Here is a 26,940-nt window from a genome sequence, read left to right as displayed (position 1 = left end):
CGTTTCCCCTCAGCGCCGTCGCGGCCAGCGGAAGGCGGCTGCGCCAACGACCGCGAACAGCGCCTTGAACGACATCGCCATGGCGAAATAGACCGCGCAGATCACCGCGTAGACTTCGAAGCTGCGATAGGTGCGGCTCTCGATGAAGCCGGCGACGTGAAACAGCTCATCGGCGGCGACCTGCGAGGCGAGCGAGGTGCCGAGCAGCAGCAGCACGAACTGGCTGGTCACGGCCGGATAGGCGTTGCGCAGCGCCGGCGGCAATATGATGTGGCGGAACACCTGCCAGCCCGAGAGGCCGAGGCACTGGCCGGCCTCGACCTGGCTTCGCGGAATGGAATCAAGACCCGCGCGGATGATCTCGACCGAATAGGCGCCGAAATAAAGCGACAGCGCGACAGCGGCGGCCTCGAAGGCCGGCAACTTCAAGCCGAAGTTCGGCAGCACGAAGAAGACGATGAAGATCTGGATCAGCGACGGGGTGTTGCGGAACAGCTCGATGTAACCTCGCACCAGCCAGCGCAGGGGCGCGATGCGTCCCTTCAGCGCGACCGCGCCGGCAATGCCGATCACGAGTCCCGCCAGCGCCGAGATCACCGTCAGCTCCAGCGTGACGATGGCGCCATCGATGAGCTGGTTCTGATAGCGCCAGAGTGGCAGGAAGTTCATCGCGCCCCTCTCAGCCGAACTGGGTGGGGAGGGCGCGCGACACGACGCCCTCGGCATCGAGGCCGAGGATCACGCGCCAGCGGTCGAGGCAGGTGCAGGGATGCGAGATGCCGAAGGCGATGATGTCGCCGACGGCGAGCGCGCTGTCGGGTGCGACCGAGAGGAACGCATGCTGGTCGTTGAGGCGCGTCACGGCGAGCGCAGCAGTGAGCCCTTGCTGCTCGGCGCCGTCGCGGAACACGCGCAGCGGCACCGGCAGTCCCTGGTCGAAGGAAGCGTCGCGCATGCCGAAGCCGGCGATGGCAAGGCCCGCCTCGGGGCGCGACAGCACCTCGGCCCACAGCGTGAGCGCGGGGCGGAAACTCTCCGCCGCCGAGTGCCGCGTGCCGTCGATGACGAGGCCGCCGCGCCGGTCGATCTCGGCAAAGGCGCGGGCATAGATGCCGTGATCGGCAAAGAACAGCGCGCCGGAGCGCAGGAGGACGGTGGCATTGCCGTCGGCCTGCGCCACCGGTGCCAGCGCCCGCGCGACGATATCGAAATAGGCGGAGCCGCCGGCGCTGATGATTAGCGGCTTGGCTAGGGCCGCAGCGCGCACCAGCGCGAAAGTCTCGATGGTCCGCTCCATCAGCGTCGCGATCGCGCGCGTCGTCTCGTCAGCGTCTGGCGTTGCGACCGCACCTTCGTAAGTGGCGACACCGCCGAGCACGAGCCGGTCGGCCGCAAGCACTGCGGCAATCGTTGCTTCAATCGCGGCGCGATCGCGTGCGCCGGCGCGGCCGGCGCCGAGCTCGACCAGCACGGAGAGCTCGCTGCGGTTCGCGATGCGCGCGGCTTCCGCCAGCGCCGCGACCGCCGCCGGTGAATCCGCGAAGGCGTGAAGCTCCACGTCGGGATAGGCGGTCAACAGAGCGCCGAGCCGCCGGCCGGCCGCGAGCCCGCCGATCTCATTGGCCAGCAGCAGGCGGCGTTCGCCATGGGCGAGCAGCGCGGCAGCCTGCTGGATGTTGGCGACCGTCGTGCCCCAGGCGCCGGCCTCGCGCAGAGAGCGCGCCAACTCCGGTGACATCGGGGTCTTTGCGTGCGGCGCGACCGCGACGCCCGCGCTTGCGCACCATGCCAGGAAAAGATCGCGGTTGGCCGCGAAGGCGGCCTCGTCGAGGGTGAGGGCGGGGAGCGCAAGGTCGCCGCGCGCAGGTGACCAGCGCTGGCTGCCAATGTCCTCGGTGGAGAGGCCATCGACCAGGGGAATGCCCCGAATCGTTGCCGAAAGACGTTGGCCATCCCACCGGGACAAGAACTGCATCGTTGCTCCCTCAGCGGCCCCCCGACCGCTGGAAGAACGATATGTTGGAATGACAACGTTGTCATTAGCGAATTCTAGCCAGTTGACGAGTGAATTCGGTGCAGCAAGGTATTTGGATAAGGGCTGTGCCCGCGGATTGGGCTAGTGCTCGCCGCCCATCAGGGCAAGGAGCTCCTCGATGTCGACATCGCGCTGGCCCGCTGCCCGGAGGTGTCGAACCTCGAAGCTATCAGGTCGGAAGCGGTACTCGACGAGGCCGACTTCCTTGATTGCGATCCGGTCCTGGCGCGCGTCGTTGATGACAAAGCCGGCCGACGGCGCCCAGACGTGGCGGGTGTGGCGATGGGTGAAATCGCGCCGCTGGTGCACGTGACCGCTGGCGATGAGGCGAAGGTCGACATGCGCAAACATCTCGATCAGCCGCGCCCGTGCCGGCTGCGGCACGTAGCGGATCGACGTCTGCTGTGTTTCGGCATCGTCGGGCAGGTTGAGGAACAGCGGCTTGTGCAGGAATAGCGCGACCGGCTTGCCGTTCACGCGCGAGACTTCCTGCGACAGCCAGTCGAACTGCTCGGCCTCGAAGGCGAGCCCTGAATTCATCACCAGCGTGTTGAGGCCGATGAAGCGCCAGCCGGATGCTTCGAACGACCAATGATCCTCACCGATGATCTCGCAGAATTGCCGGCGGTACGCCTCTTCGACCGGCGGCTTCGGTGCAGGCCCGATCGCGGTCGGATTGTCGCCGATGTCGTGATTGCCCGGGATGTAGCGGCAGGCGACGGGCAGGGCGTCGTGCAGGGCTTTGGCGAATTCGACATCGTCGCGGCCGGTCGGCCCGTCGAAGGAGACGTCGCCCGTATTGATGACGAGATCCGGCCTGTCGGCGTCGATATGTTCGCTGATCGCCTGGAAGTTCGCGATCAGGCCGGGAAAGCGCCGGCCGAGATGGGTGTCGGAAATCTGCGTGAGGCGAAATTCGGACATGGGCCGATCATAGGCACGGCCAGGCGTCGGAACGATGACGGCGCGCGCATCCGCCGCGGTCGAACAATGTTTAAAGCACGCGGTAGCGGATCGTGTAGCCGTCCTGCGGCGCGACGGGGCCGGCCAGCGGCGAGGCGATGCGGTCGGCGAGGTGCCAGGGGCCGAACTGCCCGCTGCGACGCGGCTCGGCGGGAAGGCGAAGGCGGAATTCGAACGTGCCCTTGCCCGGCAGATTCACCACCAGCATGCGGTCCGCGGTGCGGTGGTTGAGCGCCACTGCGCCGCGCAGCAGCGCGCGGCCGTCCGGGAGGTCGCGCACGCCATCGACCAGCGCCAGCGTCTGGTTGCGGTCGGTATGCAACTCGATCTGGCCGTCGGTGACGGCCGTCAGCATCTCCCTGGGCATGCGGATCTCGAACTCGACCGCGGGTTTTGACGGGTTGAGGCCGAGATAGGCGAGGGCGGCATGGCGCATGTCGTAGGCGGCAAAGGCGAACAGGGCGACCGCGGCAAGCGCAGCCACGCCATGCCTGACCACGTCCCGCCAAGCTAAGTAGGTCATCCGGTAGCTCAGGCGGAAATAGACCGTCATCGTCAGCGCCACCGCAAGCGCGGCCGCGATACCCGCCAGTGCGGACATCAGGACGCCGTGCCGGCCGTCGGCGGATTCGGTGAAAATGCTGGACAGTGCGTTCATGGCGGTCTCTCGCCTCGGGCCCGGAGGTCAAAATCGCTTTGATTGTCGGCATTTGGTCGCGTGATCGGGAACGCCGGTTCAAGTCGTTCATTGTCAGCGCCAACAGTCGCCGCTAATGACGGTCGGCGGCATTTCGCCTCCCGGGAAAGTTCCGATGTCCGTTCAAATGGTCTTGCTGCCGGTCTTCGTGCAGGTCGCTCTCACCTTTGCGCTGTTGATCGGCATGGTGCTCGCGCGCCGCAAGACGCTGGTCTCGGGCGAGACCAAAATCCGCGACATTGCGCTGGGCGAGCCGAACTGGCCCAAGGGCGCCACACAAATCGCCAATTGCTACCGCAACCAGTTCGAGCTGCCGGTGCTGTTCTACGTCCTGATCGCGCTGGCATTGCCGCTGCGCCGTGCCGATCTCTTCATCGTGCTGATGTCCTGGGTGTTCGTGGTGACGCGCTTTGCCCACGCGGGCGTCTTCGTCTCCTCGAACGATCTCGGCCGGCGCTCGACGGTCTGGCTCGCCAGCGTGCTGGTGCTGCTCGCGATGTGGATCTACTTCGCGCTGAAGCTGCTCTTGCTGATCTGACGCTTGCGTACGCGCATCATGCGCAACACAGAAAATTCTCGTCTGAAAGATTTGAAATGACGCCTGCTGCCCGGCTGTCCGCAGCCATCGAATTGATCGACACCATCGAGAAGGACCGCGTGCCCGCCGCCAAGGCCCTGAAGGAATGGGGCACGGCGCACCGCTTCGCCGGTTCCGGCGACCGCGCCGGCATCGGCGGCCTCGTCTGGGACGTGCTGCGCCGCTACGCCTCGAGCGCGCATCTGATGGAGTCCGATACCGCGCGGGCGCGCCTGATCGGCATGCTTCGCCTCGAGCGCAACATGGACACGGCCACCATGGCCGCGCTGTTCGACGGCGGCCGGTATGCCCCCGCGCCGCTGACCGATGCCGAGCAGGCCGCGCTCGCCTCGCGCTCCCTCGCTGATGCCCCGGCCGCGGTCGCCGGCGACTATCCCGAATGGCTGGATCCGCACCTTGCAAAGGTGTTCGGCGAAGACCGCGCTGCCGAGGCCGCGGCGATGGCAAGCCGGGCTCCGCTCGACCTGCGCGTCAACACGCTAAAATCCAATCGGGACAAGGTGCTGCGCGCCCTTGCTCATCTTCACGCGAAACCGACGCCTTGGTCCGCAACGGGCCTGCGCATCGAGCTTTCGGCCGATGCGCGCAACCCCGGCATCCAGGCCGAGGAGGATTTCATCAAGGGCGCCATTGAAGTGCAGGATGAGGGATCGCAGCTTGCAGCCCAATTCACCGCGGCAAAACCCGGCGAGCAGGTGATCGACCTCTGCGCCGGCGCCGGCGGCAAGACGCTGGCGCTCGCAGCCCTGATGCAGGGCAAGGGCCGGCTGATCGCCACCGACCGCGACAAGCGCCAGCTCGCCCCGATCCACGAACGCCTGTCGCGTGCCGGCGTCCACAATGCCGATGTCCGCACACCCAAGGGCGACGCCGACCCGCTGGCCGACATCCGCGCCTCGGCCGATCTGGTCGTGATCGACGCGCCCTGCACGGGAACCGGGACCTGGCGCCGCAACCCCGACGCCAAATGGCGGATGCGGCCGGGCGCGCTGGAGATTCGCCTGCGCGACCAGGCCGAGGTGCTGGACCGCGCGGTTCCCCTGGTGAAGCCGGGCGGCCGCATCGCCTACATCACCTGCTCGGTGCTGACTGAAGAGAACGGTGAGCAGGTGAGGGCGTTCGTCGCCCGCCATCCCGAGTTTGCGGCGATGCCGCCCGAGCAGACCGCGAGCGTGCTCTGGGACAAGGCGGAGGCTTTTGGCGAGGCCGCGCTGCAATCGCCGGAGGGCTGGCTGATGACGCCACGGCGGACGGGGACCGACGGGTTCTTCGTCTCGGTGCTGAGGAAGACGGGCTGATTGCTCCACAGTCATTCCGGGGCGCGCGTCGCGCGAGCCCGGAATCCATGGAGCCGCAGAGACCGCCATGCGATGGATTCCGGGGTCGCCCTTCGGGCGCCCCGGAATGACGGTGTCCAAAAAAACAAAAGCCCCGCGAACCGAATCCGGTCGCGGGGCCTCTGTTAGTTGCGCTCTGCCGGTACGTCCGTGGTCAGAAGCGCCGTGCGCGGGCGTTAGCCGACGCGGAGATTGTCAGCCGAGGACTTGCCGCTGCGACGGTCGGCAACGATGTCGAACGAGACCTTCTGACCCTCGTTGAGGGAGGAGAGGCCAGCGCGCTCGACGGCGCTGATGTGCACGAATACGTCTTTTTGGCCGTCGTCCGGCTGGATGAAACCATAACCCTTTTGGGTGTTGAACCACTTCACGGTGCCCATAGCCATGGGAAATTCCTTTAGTTAGTTAGAGAGAGTACGCACGCGGACCGGTACGCACCACTGCGCCCATAGCCCTGATGAGTCGATGTTTGGAGAATTCATCTGAAGCGTGCGCGCCCGTTAATAACGAAGCGAAGCGGCCCAGTCGTTCGGCCAAGTATCGATGATCACAATATAGCGAGGATTTGGGGCTACTTCAAGGCACCACCCGTGGCTCGGGATGTCGCGCGCATTTGCTATTTCGCGGTGCAATTTCACCGCGCTCGCGCATCTCAGTCGACGATGAAGAGGGTCGCGCCGACAGCCGTCGAGGACCGGTGCGCGGCGTCGCCGAAATCCGAAACCTGGTAGCTCATCCCCGCCGTCAGCTTGAATGTCCGCCCGTCGCGCAGCTCTGACTCGAGCTCCCCTTTCAGCACGTAGAGCACGTGGCCCCGGTCGCACCAATGGTCGGCCCGATAACCCGGCGAATACTCCACCATCCGCACCCGGAGATCGCCGATGTTGAGGGTGCGCCACTGGGCCTCACCGCTCTCGCCGGGATGCGTGGTCGGTTCGACCTTGCTCCAGTCGGTGACGGTGAAGGGCGAGGCGGGGAGTTTCATGGAGGAATCCTGAGGCGGTGCCGGCCAGTGCTTCCATTATCGCACGCTATCGCGCCCGTCTCCGTCATTGCGAGCGCAGCGAAGCAATCCAGTAATGCATCCGCGGCGGCAGTCTGGATTGCTTCGCTGCGCTCGCAATGACGACCTTGGGGGCCGCTCGCGCCTATGTCTCGCTGGGCGATCCAGGATTCCCGTGCTCCCCCGATCGGCCCCGTTTGAGACTGGGCGCAATTATGTCAATTATGCTTACCTATATCCATTTGTCCATGCCCAAAGAAGCATGTGGGCGCGCGCGCTCGCGCGGTTGCGGCGCGCGCGCTGCCAGCGTATCTGCTGGCCATGACAGCAGCACAGAACGACCGCTCCGCGTCGACGCCCTCGGTGGCCTCGGCGCACGACAAGATTCTCATCGTCGACTTCGGCAGCCAGGTGACGCAGCTGATCGCGCGCCGCGTGCGCGAGGACGGGGTCTATTGCGAAATCGTCCCGTTCAACAAGGCTGAAGAGGCCTTCAAGGAGATGAAGCCGAAGGCCGTGATCCTCTCCGGCGGCCCCGAGTCGGTGCATGAGGCCGGCTCGCCCCGCGCGCCGCAGCTGATCTTCGCCTCCGGAGTGCCCGTGATGGGCATCTGCTACGGTCAGATGACCATGGCGGCGCAGCTCGGCGGCGAGGTCGAGGGCGGCCATCACCGCGAGTTCGGCCGCGCCGATGTCGAGGTGAAGGCAGAGAGCAAGCTGTTCGAGGACGTCTGGTCATCAGGCAGCAAGAACCAGGTCTGGATGAGCCATGGCGACCGCATCGCCAAGATGCCGCCGGGCTTCTCCGTCGCCGGCACCTCGCCGAACGCGCCCTTCGCGATCATCCAGGACGAGAAGCGCAAATATTACGGCCTGATGTTCCACCCCGAAGTGGTGCACACGCCCGACGGCGCCAAGCTCATCCGCAACTTCGTGCGCAAGATCGCCGGCCTCACCGGCGACTGGACCATGCGCGCCTTCCGCGAGGAGGAGATTGCAAAAATCCGCCAGCAGGTCGGCAAGGGCAAGGTGATCTGCGGCCTTTCCGGCGGCGTCGATTCAGCGGTGGCGGCCGTGCTGATCCACGAGGCCATCGGCGACCAGCTCACCTGCGTCTTCGTCGATCACGGCCTCTTGCGTCTCGACGAAGCCAAGACCGTCGTCGACCTGTTCCGCCACCACTACAACATCCCGCTCGTGCACGTGGACGCTTCCAAGCAATTCCTCGGCGAGCTCGAAGGCGTCACCGACCCCGAAACAAAGCGCAAGACCATCGGCCGCCTCTTCATCGAGGTGTTCGAGCAGGAAGCCAAGAAGATCGGCGGCGCCGACTTCCTCGCGCAAGGCACGCTGTACCCTGACGTGATCGAGAGCGTCTCCTTCACCGGCGGCCCCTCGGTCACCATCAAGTCGCACCACAATGTCGGCGGTCTGCCCGAGCGCATGAACATGAAGCTCGTCGAGCCCCTGCGCGAGCTGTTCAAGGACGAGGTGCGCAAGCTGGGCCGCGAGCTGGGCCTCCCCGAAATCTTCGTAGGCCGCCACCCGTTCCCGGGCCCGGGCCTCGCCATCCGCTGCCCCGGCGACATCACCCGGGACAAGCTCGACATCCTGCGCAAGGCCGATGCCGTCTACATCGACCAGATCCGCAAGCACGGCCTCTACGACGAGATCTGGCAGGCCTTTGCCGTGCTGCTCCCCGTCAAGACCGTTGGCGTCATGGGCGACGGCCGCACATATGACTATGTGGTTGGCCTGCGCGCCGTCACCTCAACCGACGGCATGACCGCGGACTTCTACCAGTTCGACATGAAGTTCTTAGGCGAGACCGCCACGCGCATCATCAACGAGGTGAAGGGCGTGAATAGGGTGGTGTACGATGTGACGAGCAAGCCGCCTGGGACGATTGAATGGGAGTAGGGGGATAGCTAGGGCCAGCGAAGCTGTCGTAGTTTGAATCTCCGCAGTAGGACGAAGGCCCGTGTCAGAAAATTTCAACTACATTGCTTTTGGAGACAAAGAATACGTCAAGGAGATCGTTGGGGTTATCCAAATGGGGCGCGGGCGCATGTTTGAATACACGCCCATTGACATCGAGAGGCGACTTGAGACCCTCGATTCTAAATCTATCGCCTTCCTAGAGAAGCTCCCCACTTTCCTCTGTAGCGAAATCGACCGATCAGGCGCCTTGCCTTCCATGGTCATCAAGTATGGGCAGATTGGAAGCACAAGGCTGGACCGGAAGGAAGTCTCGACCACTTTCAAGACGCTCGTTGACTTTGGCAATGTCGAATTCAGCTCTGTTGACCAAGCGCGCGATATTTTTGACGCGGATGGGTTTCAGCTCTACCGCACACATTGGGCTGTCCGGAACGGGAACGCTCAACAAATCTTGGCCAAGCTGAAGGAGCTGAAGCCGAGTTTGGCTGATGCGGTCGAGGGGCTTCCGAAGCCGGATCTTACAGCTGCAGAAGCCGTCCCGCCGCCGCGCACGAAGAAAACCGCCGGCACCGCCAATAGCGTGAGAGAATTCCTTGATCTGCTGTACGGCTTGCCGCTCAAAGAATTGACTGAGACTTTTTTTCGCGGGCATGAAGACGCACAATTCGAATTAACGCCATCTTTGTTGCGGAAATGGCCGGACGGTGCTTGGCAGTTCATGCCGAACGAAGACCGACTCTGTAAGGAATTGCTCATAGCTCACTATGACGAGTTCCAGGGAGATCAGTACTGTTTCGACCGTCTCGTTCGCATGCAGCACTATGGGCTGCCAACTCGCCTTCTCGACATTTCGGGAAATCCCTTAGTTGCACTTTTCTTCGCCTGCTATTGTGCACCAAAGCTGATGGATATTGATGGTGAAGTCATCGTATTTCGAGTGTCCTCGGACAAGGTGAAGTACTACGATTCCGATACCGTCAGTTGTCTCGCAAATCTCTCAAACTTAACCTACGCACAAAAGAACGAGATTGCTCTTAAGCTGGATGTTGATGCATTTAACAAGACGGGAATCGCCGAGAAATTGCTCCATCATGTAAAGTCTGAGAAGGCGTTTTTCGAGCCTCGTATTGTGCCTGACGATCTTGGATCGATTGTTTGCGTAAAGGCAAAGCGAACCAATACTAGGATCAAATCGCAGTCGGGTGCCTTTTTGCTGTTCGGGCACGAAGCTGCGCTGCCCGAATCAGGTCAAGAGGGCATTGAGATTTCTCGCATCACGATCAAGGATAAACGACATATTCTAGATCAGTTGGAACGCATCAACATCAATGCCACAACGGTGTACCCGAGTATTGATCAGACGGCGGTCCACCTTCGCGAGCGGTACCGGCAAGCGGAAGGTTCCAAGCAGTTAGCTTAATTTGCCCAGGGGCGGTTTTGTGAACGGTGGCAGATCGAGGTTTGCTTAATTTCTGGGGGTGGCTTTGTCGAATTTCCAGTTCGAGACGGCTCAAGATCGTGAGAAGTGGCTTGCCGAACTACGAGACTATTTCCCGGGAGCTCGCTTTGGCACCATCCGCGATATTGGTAAGGAAACGTACGAGGGGCTGCTTAGCGCTTTGAATCAAGGTGGCGAGGAGAACATTCAGCGTTTCCTCACCCAAAACCCCTACGTCATTCAATATGCCATCCCGGACTCTGGTCACCACGGAGTCTGGGTATTTCCGAAGCAAGCAATCAAGCCAAGCGCGCTGAACGGTACGGCCGGTCTCATCCCCGACTATCTCGTTGCGACTCGATCGTCACTTGGATTCTTCTGGCATGTGGTCGAATTGAAGCGTTTTGATCGGCAATTTGCTAATCCACCTGGCGACAATTTTAGCTCTGATGGCGGGCGTGGTGTTGTCCAGTGTCAGAGATATTTGAGTCATTTCAGCAACTATATCGACGCCGTTCGTGCCAATATTCAAGCGCCAGAGCTTGTGCAGCCGAAAGGTGCTGTATTGATTATCGGCGATTCCAAGACGGAGAACCCTCGGCAAAACGAGATGCGTGCCAATTTTGAAAATTCAAGAATTTCCGTGGTGAGCTATCGTCGTCTCATCGAAGGGCTAGCAAACGATTTGCGCTTGGACCGCTGACGAAATATTTCGTCCACTCAACAATGTACAATTCGCATCGCCCCATCCGGAGTGATGTCCGTCGCGCCCATCGCCGCCGAACAACCCGCCGTGTCCACCAACCCCGAAACCCTAGGCTGGATGCGCGGCTTCCCACCGTCCCCCGACCGCACCATCACCTTCCAGGACGGCTCGTTCCGCAGCTTCCCTCAACTCCGCTGGGCCTGGAGCAGCATCCGCCAGCTCGTTCCCACAGTGAACGCCTGGCGCGGAGCGGGGCCGGCGTCGGTGCTGCCGCGGGCGGACCACGACATCGGTGCGGTCGCCTCGATCACGATGGACGGGCGTCCCATGACGTTCGCGAAGATGCTGGAGGAGACCTACGCCGATGGCATCGCGGTGCTGCATCGGGGCAGGCTGATCTACGAGCGCTACTTTGGCGCGTTGAAGCCGCACAAGCCGCATATCGCGATGTCGGTGACGAAGTCGTTCGCCGGCGCAATCCGCCGCTTCTTCACTTGAGCACGCTTTGCCGTCGGCGAGCTACGCTGTCGCTAACCCTCCCTACGGTCTTCGATCTACCGCCGCTCCTGAAGCCCTCGTCCTTCGAAAATCGCAGGCATCGCCTTCTCGATCCGCGCAGTCCTCGTCGCGGACTGTTTTGCACCGGTGAAGTGAAACAAATATCCCCGTTGCCGTCCCGGCGTCAGCGCCTCGAACGCGCGCTTGAACTTCGGGTCTTTGCGAAACTTCTCTTTCAGCTCGTCGGGTACGGGTAACTCCCGTGGTTTCGTCTCGACCTTCAGTCCGGCCTTCGCCGCCGCCGTGGCCTCGCGCAGGTAGGCCTTGATGGTGGACGTCTTCGCCGCGATCTCCTCGACGCCGGTGAACTTCATCACCCGGCCGGCCTGAACCTGCCCGAGCTGCACCAGCAACTTCTTCGGGTCCTTCAGCAGCGCACCCTGGAAGAAGCCCAATGCGCAATATTCCTTGAAGTCCTGAATGATGACGACGTTTTTGCCATCCAGGGTGTAGCAGGGCTTTCCCCACTTGCGCTCCTCTTTCAAGTCAAGCCCGGACAAGATCGCCTGCAGCTCGGCAATCTCGGCCTGCCACCGCTCTCGATACGCCATCTCCAAGCTGCACCTCCGTTGTTGCACCACGCCGTCCGATGATACGACAATCCATCACCTCTGGAGCAAGTGTTCATGTCAGTTCCCGCCGCCGCCAGCCAACCTGCAACCGCCACCTCCACCGACCCCGAAGCCCTCGGCTGGATGCGCGGCTTCCCGCCGGTCCCCGACCGCACCATCACCTTCCAGGACGGCTCCTTCCGCACCTTCCCCGAGCTACGCTGGGCCTGGAGCAACATCCGCCAGCTGGTGCCGACCGTGAACGTCTGGCGCGGGGCGGGGCCGGCGTCGGTGCTGCCGCGCGCGGACCACGACATCGGCGCGGTCGCCTCGACCACGATGGATGGCCGGCCCATGACCTTCGCGAAGATGCTGGAGGAGACCTACACCGACGGCATCGCGGTGCTGCACCGGGGCAGGCTGATCTATGAGCGCTACTTTGGCGCGCTGAAGCCGCACAAGCCGCATATCGCGATGTCGGTGACGAAGTCGTTCACAGGCGTGCTCGCGGGCATTCTGGTGACCGAAGGCAAGATCGATCCGCAGGCGCCCGTGACGGACTATGTGCCGGAGCTGAAGGCGAGCGCGTTCGGGGACGCGCGCGTGCACGAGGTCATGGATATGACCACGGGGCTCGTCTACACCGAAGTCTATACCGACAAGAACTCGGACGTGTGGGGGCTGCGGCGGGCCAACGGCATGGCGCCGATCCCGCCGGGCTATGAAGGCGCGACCACGATCTTCGAGTTTTTGATGGCGCAGAAGAAGCAGGGCGAGCACGGCAAGGCCTTCGCCTACAAGACCGTCAACACCGACGTGCTGGCCTGGATCGTCAGGCGCGCCAGCGGCATGACGCTGTCCGATCTTCTCTCCGAGCGCATCTGGCAGCCGATAGGTGCGGAGGAAGACGCGCATTATCACGTCGACCGCATCGGCACCGAGAGCGGCGGCGGCGGTCTCTCCACGACGCTGCGCGATCTCGCCCGCTTCGGCGAGACCATGCGCAATCACGGCCGCTTCAACGGCCGCCAGATCGTGCCTTCGTCGCTCGTCGAGGATATCGCGCGCGGCGGCGATCCCGAAAAGTTCAGGCCGGCCGGTTACACCACGCTGCCTGATGCCTCCTACCGCAATCAATGGTGGGTCAGCCACAACGCGCACGGCGCCTACATGGCGCGCGGCGTCCACGGCCAGGGCATCTACATCGATCCCAAGGCCGAGATGGTGATCGCGCGCTACGCCTCGCATCCCATGGCGGGCAACGCCGCCAACGACCCTGTCACGCTGCCGGCCTACATGGCGCTGGCGAAGGCACTGATGGCGGGCGGGTGAGGGCTCGCGGGCCGAAAAAGGCGCCGACTTGCGCGAAGTTACATATAGGTGTATGTAATTAGCCCATGAGCCATATCAGCATCCGCGATTTGCAGAAGATTTCCGGCGAGGCGATCGGCGCGTTGCCCGGTCCTACGCCCGTAAAGTCAGGTGAGCGGACCGTCGGCCTGCTGATTCCTCTCAAGGCTTCCGATCCGGATCGGCTCGCCGTTGTGCTGGCGCGGGCCGAGAAACTCGCGAAGCGACGCGATGTAGCCGCGGACGACGCGGCGCTGGCTGAATTCGGCGAAGTCGATCCGGTCAATTGGTCGGTCTCGGCCGTGAAGGCTCTCACGGCCAAGTCCAAATCCACCTCGAAGGCATGAGAAGGCCGTCGACTACGCTTGTCATCGATGCCGCCATTTTGATTTCCGCCGTACGGGGCCGGAGCTCGGGCGCGCTCTTGAGGGCGGCTGCGAACGCGATCCTGGTGACGACGGACCGCGTTGTTCAGGAAGCGCGCCGGCGCATCGCGCTGGGATTGCAGCGACCGGAATTGATCGAGGTGCTCGACGAAGTGGTGGAGTTGCTCACGATCGTTCCCGTGGCCGCATTGGAGCCCTTGCTCGCCCGATGCGAAGAGACGCTTCGCGATGCCGTGCCAAGTCGCAACGGTTCTGAGCGCGACGCGCATGTGCTGGCACTGGCCTGGAGCGTCGAGGCTGACGTCTGGACGACGGATCGCGACTTTGCCGGTACGGGTGTTGCAACATGGTCGACGCCGAACCTCATGCGTGCGCTTGCAGGTGCCGATTAGAGCAAGATCCGGAAAAGTGTGAAGCGGTTTCCCCGCGCGATAAACGCGGAACGCGTTTGCGCGGAGATCATGCTCAAGCAAAGAGCTAAAGGGCGATGACGTTTCACCCTGACCTCCTTGTGCTTCGGCATCCTCGAAGCCGGATGGCGCTGGCGAAGGCGCTGATGGCCGGCGGGTAAGCGCGCTTAACGCACCTCGCGCCAGCGCATCGGCAGCACGCCGTCCTGCCTGAAACTGTCGAGGAAGCGGAAGCGGGGGCCATGCGGATTGGGGCGGGCTTCGATCGTGGTGTCGAAATTCTGCACGATGTCGCTCTCGTCGTAGCCGGGCCAGGGCGGCAGGCCCGGTCCATTGGGATTGCCGCACCTCGCGAAATTCACCCAATAGTCCATCATCGTCCGCGCGATCGCGCGGTCCTGTTCTTCAGGCGGCGCGGTGCTGCCGATCACCTGTTGCGGCGTCAGCGTGCCGAACACGAACGGGATTTCGGTGACGTGCGAGGCGATCGGCGTGTAGGGCGAGGTGTAGCTGAACAGATAGCCGTAGACAGGCGCGCGCGTGCTGCGCCCATGCAGCCGCAGCCACTGCCAGCACTGCTCGCTGACCACCGTGTCGCCCGTGAGCGCAGCCGCCGAAGCCCTGGCCTCCGCGTCCGATCCCGCAGGATAGACCTGCACGAAATCAGCCATGTGCTCCCTGCCGAACATCCGCTCGGCTGCGGCGAGAAAGGCGGAGGCCGACTGATCGGGCAGTGATTGCGCAGGAAAAGGGAATTCCTCGGCGGCATTCCAGCCCGCCAGCAAGGGGATGTGCATCTGTTCGCCGCGCAGAAATCGCCGCGCGGGCACGTCAGGCACCACGTGTTGATCGATGCTCGGCGAGAAGGCCGCAACGACGGGGCTGCTCTTGAAGCTCCACGGCGCAGCCGCGTTCAGGCGGTCGGCCGGCATGGTGCGCAATTCCGCGATCGACGCATTGCCTTGCTGTCGCGCGAAAGCGCGACCTCGCACCCGGGCTTCATCGAAAGTCTGGAGCGGCCCATGCCTGCCATCCCAGAACGCGCCGCTCTGGCCGATCGCCCGGTGAAACAATCCCCGCGCGAGCGGCGAAGCCATGAGGATTCCGACGGCCATGGCGCCGGCGGATTCGCCGAACAGGGTGACATTATCAGGGTCGCCGCCGAAGCTCGCAATGTTGGCCTTCACCCAGCGCAGCGCCATCAATTGATCCCGCAGGCCGTAATTGCCTGACGGCGCTTCCGTGTCGAGATAGGGATGTGCGAAGAAGCCGAAGATGCCGAGACGATAGTTGAAGCTGACGACGACGACGCCCCTGGCTGCCAGCGCGCCGCCGTCGGTCGCGGGGTTGGCCGAGGAGCCGAACTGAAAACCGCCGCCGTGAATCCACACCATCACGGGCCGTTTCTCGTCCGCATGCACAGCTGCGGTCCAGACATTGAGATAGAGGCAATCCTCGTCGCGCGGTCCGGGCCGATGGTCGTTCTCCAGCGCCGAGAGGCAGCCCGCGCCAAAGGTCAGCGCATCGCGAACACCGTCCCAGGGCGCCGGTGGCCGCGGTGCGCGCCACCGCAGCGGTCCGACTGGCGGTGCCGCGTAGGGAATGCCTTTGAACGCGAGCACGCCGCGCGCATCCCGCGGGCTGCCACACACGAAGCCGGCCTGTGTGCGGATCTGCCATCCGAGTTCGGCTGCTGTCGAGGCCGTGAGGGCATGCATGGTCGTATCTCTCAATCGCGAGCGGGTTTCGGGCGGCAACCTATCGACTTTGGCCGTGGATGAATTTAGATATTCCACCAATCAATGACTAAAAACCGGCAAGCATGCGTCAGCCCCTTCGCTTTCCCTGGTCGAACCTCGATGTCGATGACCTCTCCGCGCCGGTCATTGCCGTGCGCGTTGACGTGGTCGGAACCAAGGGGGAGGTGCCCGATCACTGGCATCGCAAGGGCCAGCTCGTCTTCGCGCTGGGCGGCGGCGTCACGTGTCGCGTTCCCAACGGTCTCTGGATGGTGCCACCGCATTGCGCGGTGTGGATTCCCGGAGGCACGCAGCACAGCAATCTTGCGACGGCGAACGCCCGGCTGTTTTTCGTCTACATCGAGCCTGCCATCGTCGATCTGCCGGATCGATGCTGCACGCTGTCGATCTCGCCGCTGCTGCGTGAATTGATCGTCGATCTGTCCGGCCACGTCGCTGACGACGAGGCGAGGCGGGAGCTGCTGGCGAGCGTCCTCTTGCGCGAACTCCCGCGCATGCCGGTTCAGCAGCTCCATCTGCCGCTCTCGTCCGAGCCGCGGCTGAAGAAAATCGCCACGACGCTGGCCGAAAATCCCTCCGACCGCAGGACGCTGGCGGAATGGGCGAGGCGCGTCGGCCTCAGCGAGAGCAGCCTTGCGCGTCTCATCGTCAGCGAGACCGGTCTGACCTTCGGGCGCTGGCGCCAGCAATTGCATCTGATCGTCGCGCTGCGGGAGCTGACGTCAGGCGCAAGCGTGCAGCAGGTTTCCGCCGATCTCGGTTACGAGTCCGTCGCAGCCTTCATCACCATGTTCAAGAAAGCGCTGGGCAAGCCGCCGGCGAAATATCTGGCAAGTATCGCGCAGGATTCGTAAGTCCGTCCCTGCCACAACCGCAAGATCGGTCGAGCAAACCATTGATGTCAGCGACTAACTGGAGCCGCCACGGAGGAGGGACGATGACGGCGGCATTGCAAAACTATCAGGCCCGGATGCGCCGGGTGCTGGATCATATCGACCGGCATCTTGACGCTGATCTGGACCTGGAGACGTTGAGCGGCGTTGCGGCCTTCTCGAAATTCCATTTCCACCGGCAGTTCATGGCGACCTTCGGGCTGTCTGTGCATCGCTATGTCCAGCTGGCTCGCATGAAGCGCGCTTCGCACCAACTGGCTTACATGGATGCACAGAGCGTGACTGAGATCGCGATGGATGCCAGTTACGACGCACCCGATGCCTTCGCCCGCGCCTTTCGGCAACGGTTCGGGCAATCGCCGTCGTCGTTCCGGAAATCTCCTGATTGGGAGCCGTGGCTTGCGGCTTTCGGGCCTCTCGACATTGCCAGGAGCAAGCTCATGCAGAACACCTTCACCACTGACGACGTGACGATCCGCGATGTACCCACCACGAAGGTGGCGATCATGGAGCACCGGGGCGACCCGGCGACGCTCCCCGCCACCATCCAGCGCTTCATCGCCTGGCGCAAGGCAGCCGGCCTGCACCCCAGCACAAGTCCGACTTTCACTGTCTGGCGCTCCGAGCGGCGTCCTGCGTCGCCCGCCGATTACAGCATTGACCTGTGCGTCGGGACCGACCAGCCGATCGCGGCGAATGGCGACGAGATCAGGGCCGGCGAGATTCCCGGCGGACGCTGCGCCGTGCTGCGCGTCGTCGGCTTCACCGACAATCTGGAGCCCGCCGCGCTCTACCTCTACCGCGACTGGCTTCCGGCCAGCGGCGAGGACGCGCGCGACTTCCCGATCTATTGCCAGCGGCTGAGCTTCTTCCCGGAAGTGCCGGAGCATGAGACAGTGGCGGAGCTGTTTCTGCCGCTGAAATAGCGCACGGTGGGATCGCAACGGCTGGTTGGGCGGATGATCCGCAAGGCGTCATCCGCCGTTCTTTCCTCGTTGGATGCTCAACACCGCGGGTTACCCCGCCAGGCGACAGACGTGCGCGAACACGGTCGGCCCGTCACCCCTCACATGTATCGCCTCACGCTTTCGAGAAATCGTTCCTTTTCGCCCGGCGCGTAGCCTTGGGAAGCTCCGTAATATGGTTCGTAGAATTGATTGTACGGTGCGGCCCGGTAGTGGACCGGTGGCTTGGGCGGCGTGTACGTTTGACGATATTTATGCCGTTTGTTCCCCTTGGCCGTCCCACCGGCATAATACGGATTGAGGACGCACATCTGACCGTTGGCCGACGCTCTGCATTGGTCCATCGTCGTGTAGCTGCATCGGTAGTATGGGCTCATTCCGCGAGAGACGACGTTCAGGCAAACGGGGTAAGCCGGATCATATCTTTGAGCTTGGGCGTGCCCTGCTGTTAGGGCCATGGTCACTGTCACAATCGTCAAAGCCCATTTGCGCATTGGAACCTCCTCCAAGTCCGCACGACACGGGGTGCATTCAGGCCGCATATAGTATTGATCCAAGTCAATGCTCACGGAATTGGTTCATCCACGCGCAGGAGAGGCCGCGACAGTTCCGCGCGGCCTCCGCCGTCACCGCCGCTGCTCGGCTAACCCACCCTACAAATCCCGCGACATCTTCTCGAACTTCTTGATCAGCCGCTCCCGCTTCAGCCGCGACAGCCGCTGGATCCAGAAGATCCCGTCGAGCTGGTCGATCTCGTGCTGATGGCAGACGGCGCGCAATCCGTCGGATTCCTCGGTCTGAATATTGCCCTCGACATCCCAATAGCTGATCCGCACGCGCGCATGGCGCTGCACCTCGTCATTGACCCCCGGCATGGAAACGCTGCCCTCGCGATGCAGGATCATTTCGGGCGAGGCCCATTCGATCTCGGGATTGACGTAGGTCTGCGGGCCGTCCTTGGCGTCGAGCTCGAGCACCACGATGCGCAAGGGCACGCCGACATGCGGCGCCGTGATGCCGATGCCCGGCGCGGCGCGCATGGTCTCGAGCAGATCCTGCGCGAGTTGGCGCAAGCCGTCGTCGAAAGCGGTCACGGGGCGGGCAGGGGCTGCGAGCCGGCGGTCGGGATAGCGGAGGATGGGGCGGATGGTCATGCAGGCCTCCTACCACTCACGGATCGTTGAAGCATCCCTGCTTGATTGTCTACCAACTGGAAGGTAGATGATCCGGCATGAACGCCATGTCCTCGACCGCCGACGATATTCTCGCCTGCGCCCGCACGCTGATCATCGCGGGCGGCTATAACGGCTTCAGCTACGCCGACGTGGCTGACGTCGTCGGCATCCGCAAGCCGAGCATCCACCACCATTTCGCCAGCAAGGTCGATCTGGTCCGCACCCTCGTGTCGCGCTATCGCGAAGAGGCCCAGGCGGGATTGTCGGCGCTCGAACGCAACGTCGCTGATCCCGGCGAGCAGCTCAAAAGCTACGTCGCGTACTGGGAGGCGTGCATCAAGGATGCGACGGCGCCGTTCTGCGTGTGCGCGCTGCTTGCCAGCGAGCTTCCGATCCTGCCTGAAGAAGTGGCCCTCGAGGTCAGGGCTCACTTCCGCGCTTTGGCGTCGTGGCTGACGTCGGTGATGGAGCGGGGCAAGCGGCAGGGGCGGTTGCAGCTCGCCAGCACGGCCCGGGTCGAGGCCGAGGGATTCATGGCGACCGTTCACGGTGCGATGCTGTCGGCGCGCGCCTATGGCGATCCCAAGATGTTCGGGACCGTCACCCGGCCACTGCTGGACCGGCTTTCCCCCAGGCACTGATAGGCGAGGTCGACGAGTTGCAGCCGTCAGGGCCGCACGGCGCTTCCGCTTCATTCACGAAACTACCAACTAGTAGGTAAGGAGCAGCAGATAATGAGAGATCATGAAACCTCGGACGCGGTCGACCACGCGCAATGGCTGAAGCAGTACTATTTCCTGCGCGCAGCGTTTTCCATCGCCTGGGTCATCGCGGCCTTCGCCGTCGCGCCGTCGTCAGCGGTGATCGCCGCGACGTTGCTCATCGCCTATCCCGCGTGGGACGCCGCGGCCAACTATCTCGACGCGCTCTGCAGCGGCGGGTTGAACCAGAACCGCACGCAGGGCCTGAACGTCCTGGTGAGCCTTGTGACCACCATCGCGGTCATCCTGGCCCTGCAGGTCAGCATGAACTGGGTGCTCGGAATCTTCGGCGCCTGGGCGATCCTGTCCGGATTGCTCCAGTTCGGCACGGCCGTGCGGCGCTGGAGGCGTTTCGGCGCGCAATGGGCGATGGTGCTGAGCGGTGGCCAATCGGCGCTGGCGGGGGGCTTCTTCATCTTTCAGGCATCGATGTCTGCGGTGCCGTCGATCGCGAATGTCGCAGGCTATGCCGCGGTCGGCGCGCTCTACTTTCTGGTCTCGGCGGTTTGGCTCACCGTCAGCGAGTGGCGGCGTCGCGCAAGGCGTGTCTCCTGAAGAGCGGGCTCCTGATCGGCAGGAGGCCGCGAGCAGAGAGAACGTACCTCCGAAAAACTGCCTTGCATCGATGTTTCACCGGCCGGCGCCGCTCTGTCCAGCGCGGCGTGGTCAATTCTCGCGCCAGATCTCGCGCACGTGACGGGAAGAAGTTAACCTTCTTCGGATTTAACATAATTTAATATTGAAAATATTGAGCTGTATATAATACCACGATGCCCGAGCCGAATTTTTGGGCCAAGGCATCGCGCACACGCACATGCCCTAGTTGCCCAAGCTCGTTCTATCCGTATGGAGCTTGGCTGGCATGGATCGAGACTACCTTGACACGATGTCCATCGATGAGTTGTGGGCGCTCCACACGGAGGTCGATCAGATCCTTGCCGCGAGGCTCCTTGCCGAAAGACGCGAACTCGAAAAGCGGCTCGATCAGCTCAGCCAAGGAGCAAGCTTGAACGAAGCTACAAGGAACTCTCCGGCGAAGCACTAGAATGGGAAAGCCGGTTTCTGGCGGGAAGCGGGGTCTTGTTATATTAAGTGATTGAGCTCAATTAACATCATCTATTTAATTTAGGGCTCGGTGGTGGTTTAATTGCAATAGCCGTGAGGAGCGCCAGGAGCGCCATGTCCTCATACGAACACGAGTACCGGCGCGAGTTTTTGAAGACCTGCGGAAAATTCGCCGCCGCAACTCCTCCTGCCGTAACCATGCTGCTATCGACATCAAACTCGATCGCAGCGTCGGGCGGGCAGGGCGCGGGGGCTCACGAACACCATCATCACAAGCGCGGTGAAGACTAGCCGAGGGTCGCCGACCGGGGCGCGGCCTTACGGCTCCATCTCTTCTAGCGACGACATCGGTGGGGAGCGTGCGAAAGGTCGAACCCTCGGTACGCCCCCACGCGGAGGACCCGGCCATGAGTGGACTCCATCATCTCCAGACTTCCCCGGCGGCGCTGCTCCGAGCCGATCTCTTCAAATCGGTAAAATTGCCGGCGGGCAATCCCTGGGCGGATGCTGCTGCCGTTCTTCTTCGTCACCGTTTCGAAGCGCTCGCTTCTCAACTCGCCGAACTGGAAGCGCTTCGCGAACGAGTGCTCGAGGCGGAGCAGAAGCTCGACCCGAGTTTCAGCTGATGAACAGCTGCGCCGGGCAAGCGCCGCCTAGCTTACTGAACTCGGCCACCTCTAGCTTCTGGTGACCTATTGGCCTCTGAAGCGTGCCACCGCGCCGAACAGTAGGACTCCATTGGAGGCAGACATGCTCAGATCGGTGATCAAGTCTACTGTCATAGCAACGTTGTTGATCACCCTCATTACCCCGCCGGTCATCACCCAGGCCTTTGGCGATGGCGGCAGCGGTGGTGCTGGGGGTGCGGGTGGTGGCGGAGGTGCTGGAGGTGGCGGCGGTGGTGGCGCTGGAGGTGCTGGAGGTGGTGCTGGTGGTGCTGGTGGTGCTGGTGGTGCCGGTGGTGCCGGTGGCGCTGGAGGTGCTGGAGGAGCTGGCGGCGGTGGTGCCGGTGGCGCTGGAGGTGCTGGAGGTAGTGGCGGTGGTGCCGGTGGCGCTGGAGGTGCTGGAGCTGGCGGCGGTGGTGCCAGTGGCGCTGGAGGTGCTGGAGCTGGCGGCGGTGGTGCCGGCGGCGCTGGTGGTGCTGGAGCTGGCGGCGGTGGCGCTGGTGGTGCTGGAGTTGGTGGTGCCAGTGGCGCTGGTGGTGCGAGTGCCGGCAGCGGTGGTGCGGGTGCCGCTGGTGGCGCGGGAGCTGCCAACGGTGGTGCCGGCGGCGGTTATGGTGGGGGCCATTATTATGATGGTGCATCCAGCTTGCCCTACCCGAGCCAGCTGGGCACGAACATGCAGATGATCCGAAGGAGCACGGCTTGGCCTGGTTTTGGCTGGGTTCGTGACGATACTTTTTATGCGTTCCGCGAACGCGCGCCCCGGCTGCGGCGGGATATGTCGAGGCATGCCGCGCCCGTGTCTGACCTCCACAGGCCTCACAAGGCTCAGCGAACAAGGCTCAAGCCGCACGAAATGCGGAAGATGCTGTCTGACCAGAAATTTGTGCCATCGTCCGGGGCGCGAGCCTCATTGGACGCGCGCCGCCGGGGAGGCCATGCTGCGACGGCTTCCAGCCGAGCGGTAAATCGTTCGAGGGTCGAAGTTCACATCGCGCCACCATCCGTGATCGAGCGTAAGGAAGAGCAAACGACTGGCGTGGCGCCGGTAGATGCCCCGGCGGATGTAGTTAAGGTCACCCTGCCACCTGCTACCGAGCGCAAAAGCGAGCAAACGATCGGCATGGCTCCGAGAAAGTCCTCGGCGGATGTCGTCCAGGTCGCCGCGCCACTCCCCATCGAGCGTAAAGGCGGGCAAGCGATCGGCACGGCACTCGTAGATGCCTCGGCGGATGTCGCTCAAGTCACCCCGCCATCCATTCTCGAACAGGACGACGCGTCGACAACGAGGTCGCTCGCCGGAGTGGTCGTGATGATGATGGCACTTGTGGCACTTGGCTTTATCCCATTGCTCTTTGGCCATAGGTACGCCCAACGCGTGCTAACCTATGCTGCGATGCGTCGCTCCGAAGCACGAGTCGACGATGCTCGCCCCGTCTACTTACTGTGTCCACCGCGGATCGAAGCCGATCCCGATCTCGTATCTAATCTGGAAGCGTCCGTGAAAAGCGTTCTCAAAACAATCAAGGAGGCGGAGGCTGAGATGACGTCCTCACGAGAGCTCCGAAGACCCGCGTGAAGCCGAGCTCCCTGGCGGTCTATTCCCATCTGGTTTTTCTCGGGAACGACAAGTTTCCTCGCGCAACCGTTGGCGATATTGTGGCGGGTACGCGCGATTTCGTATGGCGGGCCACTACAGGTCGGTGATGACCTGACGTCTTTCGACATCGGCGATACAGTCACCGTGCGCCCACACAATCGGTAGGGTGCAGTTTTGCGGCTGTGCTCTTATCAACGTCAAAACCACGAGCGTGGGTGATCATCCAGGCCTTCGCAATCCCACCAAGTTTGGCAACGCGGTCGAGACTCGCCGCATCTGCGCCACAAGTGCGCCCAATTGTCATCCCCCGGCCTCCTTAATCTGCGTGCCAAGTCGGGGACATGAACGGGGGGACCGCGGCCGCGCGGCTGGCGACGTTGAAGATTTGGCAAGCAAGCTGTATTGCCGGCGCACTGACAGCGACTTCGCTTGCCGCGATTGGTCAGATCGCGGTCCCGCGCCCAAGCATAGCCACGCCGAATGCAAGAGTGGCTGATGCATTCAGCGGCATCCCGCGGAATGTGACGACGGTCCTGGCAAATGCCGGCGCCGCGTTTCCGGCCCCGGCCATCGAGACGAAATTCGATACAGGATTATCGGCTAATGCGATCGTTGCGGCGGGATTCAACGCCGCGGCGCCGGACTCAGTGCCGTCGTCCGATGTAAGCACTTCGCAAGGGCCAATGTTGCAGGTCGCCAGCCTTGAGGCGACGTCGCCCGAGAACTCGGCAACGCTACAGCAGGACCGTCCGCCCGTTGCTTTGCCCGATCCGGGCGAAGGCAAACCGTCGTATCTCAAATACTACGTCTACTCGGAAATTCCGCCGCCGGAGAAGCCCGCGAAGATCGCCTTGTCGGCGTTGAGCGACGTTCCGCTCGGAACGCCCGTCCAGGAGATCGAACGTGCAGCCGAAGCGTTCGGTGTCGATGTCAACTTCATGAAGGCGGTCGCCAAAATCGAATCCGATTTCAATCCCAAGCAACGCACCGGCTCCTATATCGGCCTGTTCCAGCTGAGCAAGTTTGAGTTCAGCAAATATGGATCGGGCGACATCCTCAATCCTCGCGACAACGCGGTGGGTGCCGCCTACAAGTTTCTCAGCGAGGCTGCGCTATTCGAAATATTGACGCAGAAGAAGCCGACCTTTTCGGACCTCTATCTGATCCACCAGCAGGGCTGGGAAGGAGCCGCCCAACACATCAGCCATCCGCAGCGGATCGCGTGGAAGTCGATGTGCGCAACCCGGGAGGGCTTGGCGAAGGGCGAGCGATGGTGCAAGCGCGCGATCTGGGGCAACACGCTGCCTGCGGTCAAACGCGAATGGAAGTCGGTCGATAGTCTCACCTCGGGCGCGTTCGTGGCGATGTGGCGGGACCGCGTCGACACGCTCTATGCCCGCTATCCTGTGCTAACTGCGGCGGCCGAACGCTCGAGATAGAACAGCCTGCGACTGCCCACACGCACACCTCTTGGCGCCAGCGGCGATCTTGGGAATAACGAACCTTTTTTGATCGGTGATCGACGCCGCCTCAAATCCCTTCTGGGTCGACGGCCGCATACTTTAGCCGGCCTAGGATGGCGCACCGGCGGAGGCTCCATGGCAATGATCGAGCGGCGGTAGGTTCGTTGATGCCATTTATCCAATCTGACGAAGGGACAGCGGATGCGCTCGTCGTTGCTGGAGAGCTAGGCGGCGAGGGACGCCTTGTGTTTGTCAAGCTGATTGAACACCGCGACTGCGTTGCTTTGCCCTATGACCACGCCACGCCAAATTCTTGCGAATGCCATCCGTTGGGATCAATCTCCAACCCAAATAGCTGACTAGTTGGTTGTTGTCGGCTCCGAGGATAAGGTGTCCGCGTTTTCCGATTTACCGATTTCGCACAAGCTAATGGCCGCGTTTGCAGCCGTGGTCGCGGTCATATTCGTGAGCGGCGCAATCATATACGACAGACTTCGCGTGACCGAAGAGGCCAAAAACTGGCGGGTCCATACCACTGACGTGTTGGACGCGCTAGAGATGGCGGTAGCGGCAATGCTGGATCAGGAAACCAGCCTGCGCGGCTATTTGATCAGCGGCGACGAGAGATTTTTGGAGCCGTACCGCAGGGGCGGCGACAACTTTAGTGCGGCGATCCGGAAATTAAGAGCACAGACTTCGGATAACCCGGTCCAGCAAGACCGGCTCGATGAATTGAATAAGCTGGCGACGACGTGGCGCATGGAGACCGCCGAACGGGAGATCGCGCTGATGGCGAATCCAGCGACCCGCGAGGAAGCGCGCGCGTTGGAAGGGTCGACCAGCAAAGCCGCCATGGACGCTATCCGCACCAAAGCGAGCGAATTCGAGAAGCTTGAGCGCGATCTGTTGGCAAAGCGTGACGCTGCTCAGAAGCAGGCATATGTCACTGCATACATGGCGACCCTGCTGGGAGCCGGAGCCTCGCTCATCATCGCGGTGTTGATGGGCATTCTACTCACGCGAGCTATCGCGACGCCGATCACGCGCATGACCGGCGCCATGGCCGCACTCGCCAAAGGCGATACCAGCATCGACGTGCCCGGGATTGGTCGGCGTGACGAAATCGGCGCGATGGCCGATGCGGTCAATGTCTTCAAGAACGGCAATATCGAACGCCAGAAGACACAGGTCGAGCTCGCTCACGTCAGTCGCGTCGCTACCATGGGGCAGTTGACGGCTTCGATTGCCCACGAGGTCAATCAGCCGATCTCCGCTGTGCTCACCAATGCCGACGCGGCCTTAAACTGGCTGGGCGCTAACCCGCCCAATCTGAATAAGGCGCGCGAGTCCCTCGAGCACATTGTCACAGATAGTCAACGAGCTGGCGAGATCGTCCACCGGATCCGCGCTATGGTCAGGAAAGCGCCGGTCCCCAGAAGCCGCCTCGACTTCAACGAAGCCGTCCTGGATGTCGTTGCCATAGTCCGAAGTGAGGCGGTGAGGCATGGAATTTCGCTGCAGACGCAACTGGCGGAGGATCTGCCGCAGATCGAAGGTGAGCGCATTCAGCTGCAGCAGGTGCTCCTTAATCTGATCCTAAATGCCATCGACGCCATGACCAGCCTCGAGGAGGGTAGCCGAGCGCTGCAGATTAGTACCGAAAGGGATGTTGCGGGCGATGTGAGCGTCGCCGTGCGGGATACCGGCCCAGGGCTCGACTCGGCGACTGCCGAACGTGTGTTCGATGCGTTCTACACGACCAAGTCTCATGGCTTAGGCATGGGTCTGGCCATCTGTAGGTCGATCATTGCGGCTCATGGAGGACGATTGTGGGTCACGGTGAATAAGCCTCGGGGCGCCGTCTTCCAGTTCACGCTCACTTCCCATCGTGATTAGACGACTCTCCACTTGGCCGTCGTCATTGTGAGCCGCCAAAGCCAGCAAAAGGGCTTACAGAATTAGGGCGCGGACTCATAAATTCTGACTATGCTCACGTCGCTCCGGATCAGTGACCACCCTTCGTGCGGGTTGCAAATAACGCGATGGGCCAGGCGCGGATGGAGGTTTCAATCCTCGATGTTGGCTTCGTAGACCTCTTTTTCGAAGATCGTTCGAAACTCGGCTTTTTGCAGGTTGTTCAGTGAGCTTTTCAAGATAGATAATGTCTCAGAAATAAGAACGCGGCAGCCGAGCGCCGCAGCGACTTCGATCCGTTTGGCGATCAGCGCCTGTTGAGCGCCTCGTCGGCGACAGGGCTCACCTGTAAATGCTGTTCCCAAGTAGCCAAGTTCTCCCTGCACATACAGTCGAGCAGTTGCGAGCGCCTGTCCGCCGTCGAAGGCTACGAAGTAGTGCCATCCGCGTTGCTCTGGCGATGACCGGGAGAAATCGGGGAAAGCGATACCGTCATGCGACTTCACAATCTGCTTGGCTTCGCTGGGAGATAGCTGCTGAACGTCAATTTTCGTAGCGATCGGCGATGAAGGGCTCGCGTGGCGTGCGAGCGTGGGATAGCGCACATAGGGGTTGGGCTTCATTCCTGCTTTGAACAGCCAGCCGCGCACGACCTCGATTTGAGGTCCCGGACTGAGCTACACAAAGTATTTTTTAATGCCAGCTT

28 protein-coding genes and 1 pseudogene are annotated in these 26,940 nt (G+C 62.5%); 18 read left to right on the top strand and 11 right to left on the bottom strand.

Annotation, left to right across the window (positions count from 1 at the left end; translation table 11 throughout):
- Positions 1 to 9: 9 nt before the first annotated feature.
- The 4 genes from NLM27_RS16020 to NLM27_RS16005 form a co-directional block, all read right to left on the bottom strand.
- Entirely contained in the window at positions 10 to 669 is a 660-nt protein-coding gene (locus NLM27_RS16020; RefSeq protein WP_254144220.1) for an amino acid ABC transporter permease, read from the bottom strand.
- A gap of 10 nt (positions 670 to 679) precedes the next feature.
- Positions 680 to 1,975, bottom strand: coding sequence for an amino acid deaminase (locus NLM27_RS16015; protein WP_254144219.1), 1,296 nt, complete (start codon positions 1,973 to 1,975; stop codon positions 680 to 682).
- A 141-nt stretch (positions 1,976 to 2,116) separates the two neighbouring features.
- Positions 2,117 to 2,959, bottom strand: coding sequence for a metallophosphoesterase (locus NLM27_RS16010; protein WP_254144218.1), 843 nt, complete (start codon positions 2,957 to 2,959; stop codon positions 2,117 to 2,119).
- 70 nt (positions 2,960 to 3,029) lie between these two features.
- Entirely contained in the window at positions 3,030 to 3,656 is a 627-nt protein-coding gene (locus tag NLM27_RS16005) for an acriflavin resistance protein (protein ID WP_254144217.1), read from the bottom strand.
- A gap of 154 nt (positions 3,657 to 3,810) precedes the next feature.
- Between NLM27_RS16005 and NLM27_RS16000 the strand changes: the two genes are divergently transcribed.
- Positions 3,811 to 4,233: an MAPEG family protein gene (locus tag NLM27_RS16000; protein ID WP_166816782.1), complete on the top strand. Its 423-nt coding sequence runs from the start codon at positions 3,811 to 3,813 to the stop codon at positions 4,231 to 4,233.
- Between the two features lie 56 nt (positions 4,234 to 4,289).
- Positions 4,290 to 5,591 (top strand): RsmB/NOP family class I SAM-dependent RNA methyltransferase, encoded by a 1,302-nt coding sequence (locus tag NLM27_RS15995; protein WP_254144216.1) that lies wholly within the window; start codon positions 4,290 to 4,292, stop codon positions 5,589 to 5,591.
- 215 nt (positions 5,592 to 5,806) lie between these two features.
- Here the strand turns inward: NLM27_RS15995 and NLM27_RS15990 are convergent, their stop codons facing one another.
- Together NLM27_RS15990 and NLM27_RS15985 are read right to left on the bottom strand one after the other, a co-directional pair.
- Entirely contained in the window at positions 5,807 to 6,016 is a 210-nt protein-coding gene (locus NLM27_RS15990; protein WP_008141931.1) for a cold-shock protein, read from the bottom strand.
- 266 nt (positions 6,017 to 6,282) lie between these two features.
- Positions 6,283 to 6,615 (bottom strand): DHCW motif cupin fold protein, encoded by a 333-nt coding sequence (locus NLM27_RS15985; RefSeq protein WP_254144215.1) that lies wholly within the window; start codon positions 6,613 to 6,615, stop codon positions 6,283 to 6,285.
- 339 nt (positions 6,616 to 6,954) lie between these two features.
- Between NLM27_RS15985 and guaA the strand changes: the two genes are divergently transcribed.
- From guaA to NLM27_RS15965, 4 genes and pseudogenes are all read left to right on the top strand, one after another.
- Complete coding sequence (gene guaA / locus NLM27_RS15980; RefSeq protein WP_254144214.1) at positions 6,955 to 8,553, top strand: glutamine-hydrolyzing GMP synthase; 1,599 nt, start codon at positions 6,955 to 6,957, stop codon at positions 8,551 to 8,553.
- A 61-nt stretch (positions 8,554 to 8,614) separates the two neighbouring features.
- A complete protein-coding gene (locus tag NLM27_RS15975) occupies positions 8,615 to 9,994 on the top strand; it encodes an FRG domain-containing protein (protein ID WP_254144213.1) in 1,380 nt (459 codons plus the stop codon).
- 64 nt (positions 9,995 to 10,058) lie between these two features.
- Positions 10,059 to 10,715 (top strand): Shedu anti-phage system protein SduA domain-containing protein, encoded by a 657-nt coding sequence (locus NLM27_RS15970; RefSeq protein ID WP_254144212.1) that lies wholly within the window; start codon positions 10,059 to 10,061, stop codon positions 10,713 to 10,715.
- 54 nt (positions 10,716 to 10,769) lie between these two features.
- Positions 10,770 to 11,198 (top strand): annotated as a pseudogene (locus NLM27_RS15965) (6-aminohexanoate hydrolase); the annotation flags it as partial.
- A gap of 74 nt (positions 11,199 to 11,272) precedes the next feature.
- On the opposite strand, the gene NLM27_RS15960 reads toward NLM27_RS15965, so the two are convergent.
- Positions 11,273 to 11,827, bottom strand: coding sequence for a YdeI family protein (locus tag NLM27_RS15960; protein ID WP_254148838.1), 555 nt, complete (start codon positions 11,825 to 11,827; stop codon positions 11,273 to 11,275).
- A 75-nt stretch (positions 11,828 to 11,902) separates the two neighbouring features.
- On the opposite strand from NLM27_RS15960, the gene NLM27_RS15955 reads away from it, so the two are divergent.
- The 3 genes from NLM27_RS15955 (at position 11,903) to NLM27_RS15945 (ending at position 13,955) form a co-directional block, all read left to right on the top strand.
- Positions 11,903 to 13,159: a serine hydrolase gene (locus NLM27_RS15955; RefSeq protein ID WP_254144211.1), complete on the top strand. Its 1,257-nt coding sequence runs from the start codon at positions 11,903 to 11,905 to the stop codon at positions 13,157 to 13,159.
- A gap of 65 nt (positions 13,160 to 13,224) precedes the next feature.
- Positions 13,225 to 13,524 carry a hypothetical protein gene (locus NLM27_RS15950; RefSeq protein WP_254144210.1) on the top strand — a complete coding sequence of 100 codons (300 nt, stop codon included), beginning with the start codon at positions 13,225 to 13,227 and terminating at the stop codon, positions 13,522 to 13,524.
- Positions 13,521 to 13,955, top strand: coding sequence for a PIN domain-containing protein (locus NLM27_RS15945; RefSeq protein WP_254148837.1), 435 nt, complete (start codon positions 13,521 to 13,523; stop codon positions 13,953 to 13,955). The genes NLM27_RS15950 and NLM27_RS15945 overlap by 4 nt, the downstream gene beginning before the upstream one ends.
- Before the next feature lie 185 nt (positions 13,956 to 14,140).
- Here the strand turns inward: NLM27_RS15945 and NLM27_RS15940 are convergent, their stop codons facing one another.
- Positions 14,141 to 15,691 (bottom strand): carboxylesterase/lipase family protein, encoded by a 1,551-nt coding sequence (locus tag NLM27_RS15940; protein WP_254144209.1) that lies wholly within the window; start codon positions 15,689 to 15,691, stop codon positions 14,141 to 14,143.
- A 104-nt stretch (positions 15,692 to 15,795) separates the two neighbouring features.
- On the opposite strand from NLM27_RS15940, the gene NLM27_RS15935 reads away from it, so the two are divergent.
- Together NLM27_RS15935 and NLM27_RS15930 are read left to right on the top strand one after the other, a co-directional pair.
- Positions 15,796 to 16,587 (top strand): helix-turn-helix domain-containing protein, encoded by a 792-nt coding sequence (locus NLM27_RS15935; protein WP_254144208.1) that lies wholly within the window; start codon positions 15,796 to 15,798, stop codon positions 16,585 to 16,587.
- Positions 16,588 to 16,670: 83 nt separating this feature from the next.
- A complete protein-coding gene (locus tag NLM27_RS15930) occupies positions 16,671 to 17,552 on the top strand; it encodes a GyrI-like domain-containing protein (protein WP_254144207.1) in 882 nt (293 codons plus the stop codon).
- A 140-nt stretch (positions 17,553 to 17,692) separates the two neighbouring features.
- On the opposite strand, the gene NLM27_RS43780 is transcribed toward NLM27_RS15930, so the two are convergent.
- Both NLM27_RS43780 and NLM27_RS15920 read right to left on the bottom strand, forming a co-directional pair.
- The gene (locus NLM27_RS43780) at positions 17,693 to 18,085 is read right to left on the bottom strand and encodes a DUF3551 domain-containing protein (RefSeq protein ID WP_309144748.1); all 393 of its coding nucleotides are present in this window, start codon (positions 18,083 to 18,085) and stop codon (positions 17,693 to 17,695) included.
- Positions 18,086 to 18,244: 159 nt separating this feature from the next.
- Positions 18,245 to 18,745 carry a peptide deformylase gene (locus NLM27_RS15920; protein ID WP_254144206.1) on the bottom strand — a complete coding sequence of 167 codons (501 nt, stop codon included), beginning with the start codon at positions 18,743 to 18,745 and terminating at the stop codon, positions 18,245 to 18,247.
- A 77-nt stretch (positions 18,746 to 18,822) separates the two neighbouring features.
- Here NLM27_RS15920 and NLM27_RS15915 point away from each other — a divergent pair, with 77 nt between their 5' ends.
- From NLM27_RS15915 to NLM27_RS15885, 7 genes are all read left to right on the top strand, one after another.
- Positions 18,823 to 19,407 (top strand): TetR/AcrR family transcriptional regulator, encoded by a 585-nt coding sequence (locus NLM27_RS15915; RefSeq protein ID WP_254144205.1) that lies wholly within the window; start codon positions 18,823 to 18,825, stop codon positions 19,405 to 19,407.
- Positions 19,408 to 19,500: 93 nt separating this feature from the next.
- Positions 19,501 to 20,082, top strand: a complete 582-nt coding sequence (locus NLM27_RS15910) for a DUF308 domain-containing protein (RefSeq protein WP_254144204.1) — start codon at positions 19,501 to 19,503, stop codon at positions 20,080 to 20,082.
- 869 nt (positions 20,083 to 20,951) lie between these two features.
- Positions 20,952 to 21,218 (top strand): hypothetical protein, encoded by a 267-nt coding sequence (locus tag NLM27_RS15905; RefSeq protein ID WP_254144203.1) that lies wholly within the window; start codon positions 20,952 to 20,954, stop codon positions 21,216 to 21,218.
- Positions 21,219 to 21,430: 212 nt separating this feature from the next.
- Positions 21,431 to 21,943 (top strand): hypothetical protein, encoded by a 513-nt coding sequence (locus NLM27_RS15900; protein ID WP_254144202.1) that lies wholly within the window; start codon positions 21,431 to 21,433, stop codon positions 21,941 to 21,943.
- 320 nt (positions 21,944 to 22,263) lie between these two features.
- Positions 22,264 to 22,836: a hypothetical protein gene (locus NLM27_RS15895; protein WP_254144201.1), complete on the top strand. Its 573-nt coding sequence runs from the start codon at positions 22,264 to 22,266 to the stop codon at positions 22,834 to 22,836.
- 509 nt (positions 22,837 to 23,345) lie between these two features.
- Positions 23,346 to 24,296 carry a transglycosylase SLT domain-containing protein gene (locus NLM27_RS15890; protein WP_254144200.1) on the top strand — a complete coding sequence of 317 codons (951 nt, stop codon included), beginning with the start codon at positions 23,346 to 23,348 and terminating at the stop codon, positions 24,294 to 24,296.
- Positions 24,297 to 24,710: 414 nt separating this feature from the next.
- On the top strand, positions 24,711 to 26,216 hold the full coding sequence (locus NLM27_RS15885; protein ID WP_254144199.1) for a CHASE3 domain-containing protein: 1,506 nt from the start codon (positions 24,711 to 24,713) through the stop codon (positions 26,214 to 26,216).
- Between the two features lie 170 nt (positions 26,217 to 26,386).
- Here the strand turns inward: NLM27_RS15885 and NLM27_RS15880 are convergent, their stop codons facing one another.
- Entirely contained in the window at positions 26,387 to 26,884 is a 498-nt protein-coding gene (locus tag NLM27_RS15880; RefSeq protein ID WP_254144198.1) for a GNAT family N-acetyltransferase, read from the bottom strand.
- Positions 26,885 to 26,940: the final 56 nt, after the last annotated feature.

Source organism: Bradyrhizobium sp. CCGB12 (assembly GCF_024199845.1).
In the GTDB taxonomy this organism is placed as follows: Bacteria; Pseudomonadota; Alphaproteobacteria; order Rhizobiales; family Xanthobacteraceae; genus Bradyrhizobium.
The sequence above is the reverse complement of the archived record's forward strand: the minus strand, read 5'-3'. Positions and strand labels throughout refer to the sequence as shown.